Raw genomic sequence first — 6634 nt, 5'->3', positions numbered from 1 at the left:
AATCGAGTAGGAGGAGGCCTCACGGCCTCCGTCCTCTCACACCACCGTACAAGCGTGAGTCGCATACGGCGGTTCCGAATATATTTTCAGTGACTCATACCCATCTCGCAATGAGTACAGCCCCAACTCCTCGAACCATTTTATCGGCATGGCGTGATTCACCTGCGGCGTTAATGCTAAGCGCCACCAACCTTTATCTGACATCGCTACCTTCCACGCATTGCGCTCCGTTACACCTTGTCGCTGTAACCATGTCGCTATGCTGTATCTCCGTTTGCGTTGTTTAAGTCGGTAGCATCTTAGCCGTCGCCGTATCCATTCATCCAAGCGCTGCATGCTACTTTTACGTATGGCAAGTTTGAAGTAGTGTTGCCAACCTCTTAGGTATTGAGTTAACTCGGTTATTACAACCTTTAACTCTCGCCCTCGATTTCGCTTCGTTATCTGCCGCACTCGTCTCTTCATTTGAGTTTGCGCTGGCTTCGATATATGGATAGTTCCATTTATCTGGAAGCGGTGGCTTAGGTAAGTTCGCTCTGTCACTCTTGTCGCGGCGCTTTTCTCTCGGTTTACCGTGAGTTTCAGTTTCTGCTCCAAGAACTCCGTTATCGACCCTTTGACTCGGTGAGCCGCTTCCTCACTACCTACGTAAATTTGGCAGTCGTCTGCATATCGACAGAACTTATGCCCTCTACGATCTAACTCTTTATCCAGTTCATCTAATACGATATTGGAGAGCAACGGAGATAATGGTCCACCCTGTGGTGTGCCTCGTTGTCTCTGTTCAACTAACCCGTTTCGCATTATGCCTGCCTGTAGATATGACCTGATGAGCTTCAACACTCGTTTATCAGCAATGTCCTGTGACAATCTATACATCAGCCTGTCATGGTTCACTGTATCGAAGTATTTCGCTAAGTCGATATCTACCACATAACCTCGCCCTTCTCGGATGTAGCGACTGGCTACCGCTAGTGCTTGGTGGGCACTGCGGTTCGGTCTAAATCCGTAACTGCTATCGGAGAATTTCAGTTCATAGATATCTGTCAGCACTGAAGTGATTGCCTGTTGGACAACTCTATCAAGGACTGTTGGGATGCCTAGTTGCCTGACCCCACCGCTAGGTTTGGGGATTTCCACACCAAGAACGGGTTGCGGTTGATAACTTCCATCCAGAAGACTCTGGCGAAGCGCTTGCCCGTTTGAAGACTGTCGAAGCATTGAGATGGTGGCATTAATATCGAGTTTATCAACGCCTGCACACCCTTTGTTCTTCTTCACTCTTCGTAGAGCTTGATTCAAGTTAGTTGAAGAGCAGATTTGCTCCATCAACGAAGTTGAGGTCACCAAGACTCGTCCTCCTGTCTACGCCGACCATGCTTGTCATTCTTCGTGACCATGAGCTTTACTTGCGGTATCGCCCATTGGGACGTAGAGATGATTTTCATCTTGCTATGACTCCACATGATTGAGTGTCTAGTGACTGCTTCCTGATATATTCAGTTCAGGCCTTCCCTTGAGTTGTACTTCCTCAAGGTACTATGCCTTCTGCTGACTTCTTACCACCCGTCACACAGCATCACTACTGCATTAGTCTCATCTGAGACAGGCAATAAGATCTCCCGAGGTAAGACGTTGCTCTTTCCCTTGGCCGTGCCTGATTTATCACTACACACTTCCCGTCGAGGCATTGGGCTATTCTATCTATTGCTAGGTTACCCAAGTTGTAGTGACCTACTATCGGATTTCTGTTCGTCACAACCAAGTTTTGCCATTTGCTTCCTTCAGATTTCACCTCACGGTGAACACCCTTGCACAAAAAACGCGCTCTAGAAATCATCAGCGAAATCGCTGCAGATCACTTAGACCAGAATCCCCAACCTTTATTTGAGTGTATGCTCAGCAGGGAAAAAATGGGCAGTACCGGCATAGGTAATGGCATCGCCATACCTCATGGCCGCATCACACAAAGCGATGAAGCCATTGCCATTTTGATCCAATGCGATAATCCTATCGAGTTTGATGCCATCGACAATCAACCTGTCGACTTGCTATTTGCCTTACTCGTGCCAGACGCACAGTGTAAAGAGCATCTTAAAACCCTATCGAGCATGGCTGAAAAGCTCAGTAATAAGCAGATATGTAAACAATTACGTACTGCTAAATCTGATCAAGAGCTTTATCAAATCATGACCAATGACTCATAATGAGTGTAATCCTTCCAAGTTGTTTGAGGTAATTCAACCATGATGTTAATGGTCGTAAGTGGGCGTTCTGGCTCAGGGAAATCCGTGGCATTACGAGTACTCGAAGATCTTGGGTACTATTGTGTCGATAACCTACCTGTAAATTTACTCCCACAATTCATCAAAACCGTGGAAAACAATCAGCAGGATATTGCCGTCAGTATTGATGTTCGCAATATGCCAACCCAATCGGGTGAGATTCAAAAAATCCTGTCATCACTCAGTAGCCAACTTGATGTCAACGTCATGTTCTTAGATGCTGACGATAAAGAGCTAGTTAAGCGCTATAGTGAAACACGCCGTCTGCATCCACTCTCTCGTAATAACATGAGCTTGGAACAAGCAATCCAATCGGAAAGCGCCATTCTTTCGGATCTAAAAGAACATGCTGATTTAGTCATAGATACCACTAAGCAATCTATCCATGATTTAAGTGAAACCGTACGTTCACGTGTTTTAGGCCGTGAAAATCGCGACTTAATCATGGTGTTTGAGTCTTTTGGCTTTAAGCATGGTTTACCCACCGATGCCGATTATGTGTTTGACGTTCGCTTCTTACCTAATCCACATTGGGTGCCTGAACTCAAACCCCAGACAGGGCTTGATCTTGGCGTCAAAGAATTCTTAGCTAGTCACCCAGAAGTAAATCAGTTAACCAATCAGATCCGTAATTTCGTGGAAACCTGGTTACCTATGCTAGAAAAAAACAACCGTAGTTACCTTACCATCGCTATCGGTTGTACTGGTGGTCAGCACCGTTCTGTCTATGTTGCACAGCAATTGGCCGAGCACTTTATCCATGCGGGCCAACAAGTTCAAATTCGCCACCGTACACTAGAAGGCTTAATATGACAGACCTTTGCCGCGATGTGTTTATCAATAACCGCCTAGGCCTTCATGCCCGAGCCGCGATTAAGTTGGTTGAATTGGCACAAAGTTTTGATGCAACGGTAACGATCAGTAACCATGAGAAACAAGCGACGGCAGATAGCGTGATGGGATTATTAATGCTGGAATCCGCTCAGGGCCAGCAAATCACGGTCAGCGCGGAAGGCAACGATGCCGAGTTAGCTCTTGAGGCTGTTATCTCGTTGATAGAAGCAGGCTTCGATGAAGAAAGTTAATCCCAAGTAATTGACCTGCCATTCGCTTAAATCTGTTTAAAAAACACTCACTTCAAAAATAAAGCTCCAGAGGATGATATGGCCATTTATGTCATCATCCTCAGCTAACTTGTTGCTAAATAGTCGCTTGTTGCGAAATATCACGCCTCCGTTTCCCAGCTCTTTTTTCATACGCAGATGAAATTTCATCGAACTCTCAAATCTGGTGAGACAACAACCGCATTATTGCGTTAAAATTCAGCTTATTGCGTTTATGCTGAATCGTCTCTATTTTGGGTTTCAATCATCCCCAATTACACAGGCATTCACGCATACTCAAACAGAGCAGCAGTTACCTTCATGGGTAATATCAGCTGTTCGGTATTATTTCCATCTGACCAATTTTCTGGCCCCTTTCACTCTGCGCACCATCGGCTGAGTAACCATTTTGATCCAGAGAATTGCTCAGATGGCACAACCGAGTTTGTATCTATGGCGGATCTACTAGAGCAAGACAATACCCACCAAACCTTACAAGAAGTGAACAAGGCCTTAGAAAATGGCATGTTTGTTCACGTTCGCCGCCTGTTGCAAGACATGGAACCGGAAGACATTGCCCACCTGTTAGAGGCTTCACCGCCGAAAGAACGTCAGGTGCTGTGGCAATTAACCGATCCTGAAGAGCAAGGTGAAATCCTTGACGAGCTGTCTGAAGACGTAAAAGACGGCATCGTTGCACAAATGGCACCAGAGAAACTGGCGGCTGTTACTGAAGGCATGGAAAGTGATGATGTCGCTTATGTCCTTCGTAGCCTACCAGACGAGCGCTACCAAGAAGTATTGGCGCAAATGGATGCCACTGACCGTCATCGTGTTGAGAAAGCGTTAGCCTACTCAGAAGACAGTGCCGGCGGTATGATGAGTACCGACTTCATTACCATTCGTGGTGATGTAACGGCTGATGTGGTTTTACGTTATTTGCGCATGCGTGGTGAGTTGCCTGAAGCGACAGATGCTCTGTATGTGGTCGATGAAAATGAATATCTAATCGGCCATATTTCATTGGCAACACTCGTTACCACCCAGCCTGACATTGAAATCCGTGAAGTCATGGAAGATTCGGATGAAGCGATCCCTGTCGACATGGATGACAGTGAAATCGCTAACCTGTTTGAACGCCGTAACTGGTTATCGGCACCTGTTGTTGATAGCAACAATCACCTTGTCGGTCGTATCACCATCGATGATGTGGTCGATATCATTCGTGAAGACGCAGAGCACTCCATGATGAGTATGGCGGGTATGGATGATGAAGAAGATACCTTTGCACCAGTTATGAAGTCAGCCCGTAGCCGTAGTATTTGGCTTGGGGTTAACGTACTGGCAGCGCTTGCGGCGGCATCTGTGTCGAACATGTTTGAAGCCACACTCGATAAAATGGCTGCCATTGCCGTTCTAATGACGATTGTACCATCGATGGGTGGGGTGGCTGGTAACCAAACGGTCGCGCTAGTGATCCGTGGTTTAGCCGTTGGTCATATCGGGGATTCGAACACCCGCTGGCTACTAAGCAAAGAAGCACGCGTAGGCTTAATCAATGGCCTGCTATGGGCACTGATCATTGGTGGCGTCGTTGTACTGTGGAAAGGCGACATCATACTCGGAGCGATCATTGCTGGCGCCATGCTCACCAACTTGATCATTGCCGGTGTGGCGGGGGTTTGTATTCCGGTTATGCTCAAAAAATTCAATATCGACCCCGCCTTAGCGGGAGGCATGGCATTGACCACCATCACCGATATTGTTGGTCTATCTGTGTTCTTGGGACTAGCCACTATCTTCTTGGTGTAACCAAAGCCCTTTTCAAAAAGCACAAAAAAACCGAGGCGCTAGCGTCTCGGTTTTTTTATTACATCGAATATGATGCTCGCGTATGGCTTATTCGCCAGCAATCTTCATGGTATCAAGCAAAATAGAACCCGTTTGGATCTGGCTACGCATTTCGGTATCCGTACCAATCGCGACAATATTTTTCATCATGTCTTTCAAGTTACCCGCGATGGTAATCTCACTGACTGGATATTGGATTTCACCATTTTCTACCCAGAAGCCAGCCGCGCCACGAGAGTAATCACCCGTAATGATATTCACGCCTTGGCCCATTAACTCAGTGACCAACAAACCTCGATCCATTTTTTTCAGCATCAGCTCAAAGCTTTCGCCAGTCGAGTTCACCATCCAGTTATGGATACCACCAGCATGACCTGTCGGTTGCATCTTCAACTTGCGAGCAGCGTAACTGGTCATCAGATACGTTTGCAGACAGCCATCAGTAATAATTTCACGATCGTGAGTGGCTAAACCCTCACTATCAAACGGTGTACTCGCCATCCCTCGTAAAATGTGAGGACGTTCGCTAATGTTCATCCACTCGGGATAAATTTGCTCACCCAGCTGATCCAGTAAGAAAGACGATTTACGGTATAAATTTGAACCGCTAATCCCCATCACTAAATGGCCAAACAAGCCTGTCGCAATATCAGCAGCAAACATAATTGGCGCTTCACGGGTTGTTAGCTTTTGAGCATCAACACGACCAACAGTACGCTCAGCCGCATGTTGACCAACACGCTCAGGCGTCCATAGTTCAGAAGCAACACGGGCTGAGGTGTAGCTGTAATCTCGCTCCATCTCACCGTTTTTACCCTGTGCAATCACACAGCAGCTGGTGCTATGACGACTTGATGCATAGCTCGCTAGCATGCCATGGCTGTTACCGTAAACACGTACCCCGTAATGGCTGTCGTAACTTGCACCATCACTTTGTTTGATACGAGGATCGAAATCGAGCGCCGCCTGCTCAGCAGCAATCGCAATCGCAGCAGCACGATCAGGCTCAGGTTCATCTGGGTGGAATAAGTCTAAATCAGGGATCTCACGCGCCATCAGCTCTTCAGGGCCGGGGCCTGCATAAGGATCTTCAGAGGTGTAACGTGCAATGTCTAACGCAGCGGCAACCGTTTGAGCAATGGCGCTCTCACTTAAATCAGATGTTGATGCGCTACCTTTACGCTGACCACGATAAACGGTGATGCCAAGTGCACCATCACTATTAAATTCAACGTTTTCCACCTCACACATACGGGTAGAAACACTAATGCCTGTTGTTTTATTAATAGCAACTTCTGCCGCGTCGGCTTGTTGGCCTGCTAGCTCTAATGCTTTAGCAACCGCAGCTTCCAGCTCCACGCGCTGTTGTGCGACCTGTTCTCTCACGTCCATAAT

Annotated in this window: 6 protein-coding genes; 4 read left to right on the top strand and 2 right to left on the bottom strand. The window is 47.0% G+C overall.

All coding sequences use genetic code 11. The annotated features are described in order from the left end of the window. Positions 1–36 precede the first annotated feature (36 nt). Complete coding sequence (ltrA, locus tag ASV53_RS00460; RefSeq protein WP_189337795.1) at positions 37–1329, bottom strand: group II intron reverse transcriptase/maturase; 1293 nt, start codon at positions 1327–1329, stop codon at positions 37–39. A 482-nt stretch (positions 1330–1811) separates the two neighbouring features. Between ltrA and ptsN the strand changes: the two genes are divergently transcribed. From ptsN to mgtE, 4 genes are all read left to right on the top strand, one after another. Next, positions 1812–2207, top strand: a complete 396-nt coding sequence (gene ptsN / locus ASV53_RS00450; protein ID WP_094955697.1) for a PTS IIA-like nitrogen regulatory protein PtsN — start codon at positions 1812–1814, stop codon at positions 2205–2207. 39 nt (positions 2208–2246) lie between these two features. Continuing rightward, positions 2247–3098 (top strand): RNase adapter RapZ, encoded by an 852-nt coding sequence (gene rapZ / locus ASV53_RS00445; RefSeq protein ID WP_094955696.1) that lies wholly within the window; start codon positions 2247–2249, stop codon positions 3096–3098. Further along, a complete protein-coding gene (locus ASV53_RS00440) occupies positions 3095–3370 on the top strand; it encodes an HPr family phosphocarrier protein (protein WP_094955695.1) in 276 nt (91 codons plus the stop codon). The genes rapZ and ASV53_RS00440 overlap by 4 nt, the downstream gene beginning before the upstream one ends. A 471-nt stretch (positions 3371–3841) precedes the next feature. Then, positions 3842–5200, top strand: a complete 1359-nt coding sequence (mgtE, locus tag ASV53_RS00435; RefSeq protein WP_062689727.1) for a magnesium transporter — start codon at positions 3842–3844, stop codon at positions 5198–5200. Positions 5201–5287: 87 nt separating this feature from the next. On the opposite strand, the gene pmbA is transcribed toward mgtE, so the two are convergent. Continuing rightward, positions 5288–6631, bottom strand: coding sequence for a metalloprotease PmbA (gene pmbA, locus ASV53_RS00430; RefSeq protein WP_094955694.1), 1344 nt, complete (start codon positions 6629–6631; stop codon positions 5288–5290). Positions 6632–6634: the final 3 nt, after the last annotated feature.

Origin of the sequence: Photobacterium sanguinicancri, assembly GCF_002265265.1 — a bacterium.
Taxonomy (GTDB): Bacteria; Pseudomonadota; Gammaproteobacteria; order Enterobacterales; family Vibrionaceae; genus Photobacterium; species Photobacterium sanguinicancri.
This window is presented reverse-complemented; position numbering and strand designations above follow the sequence as displayed.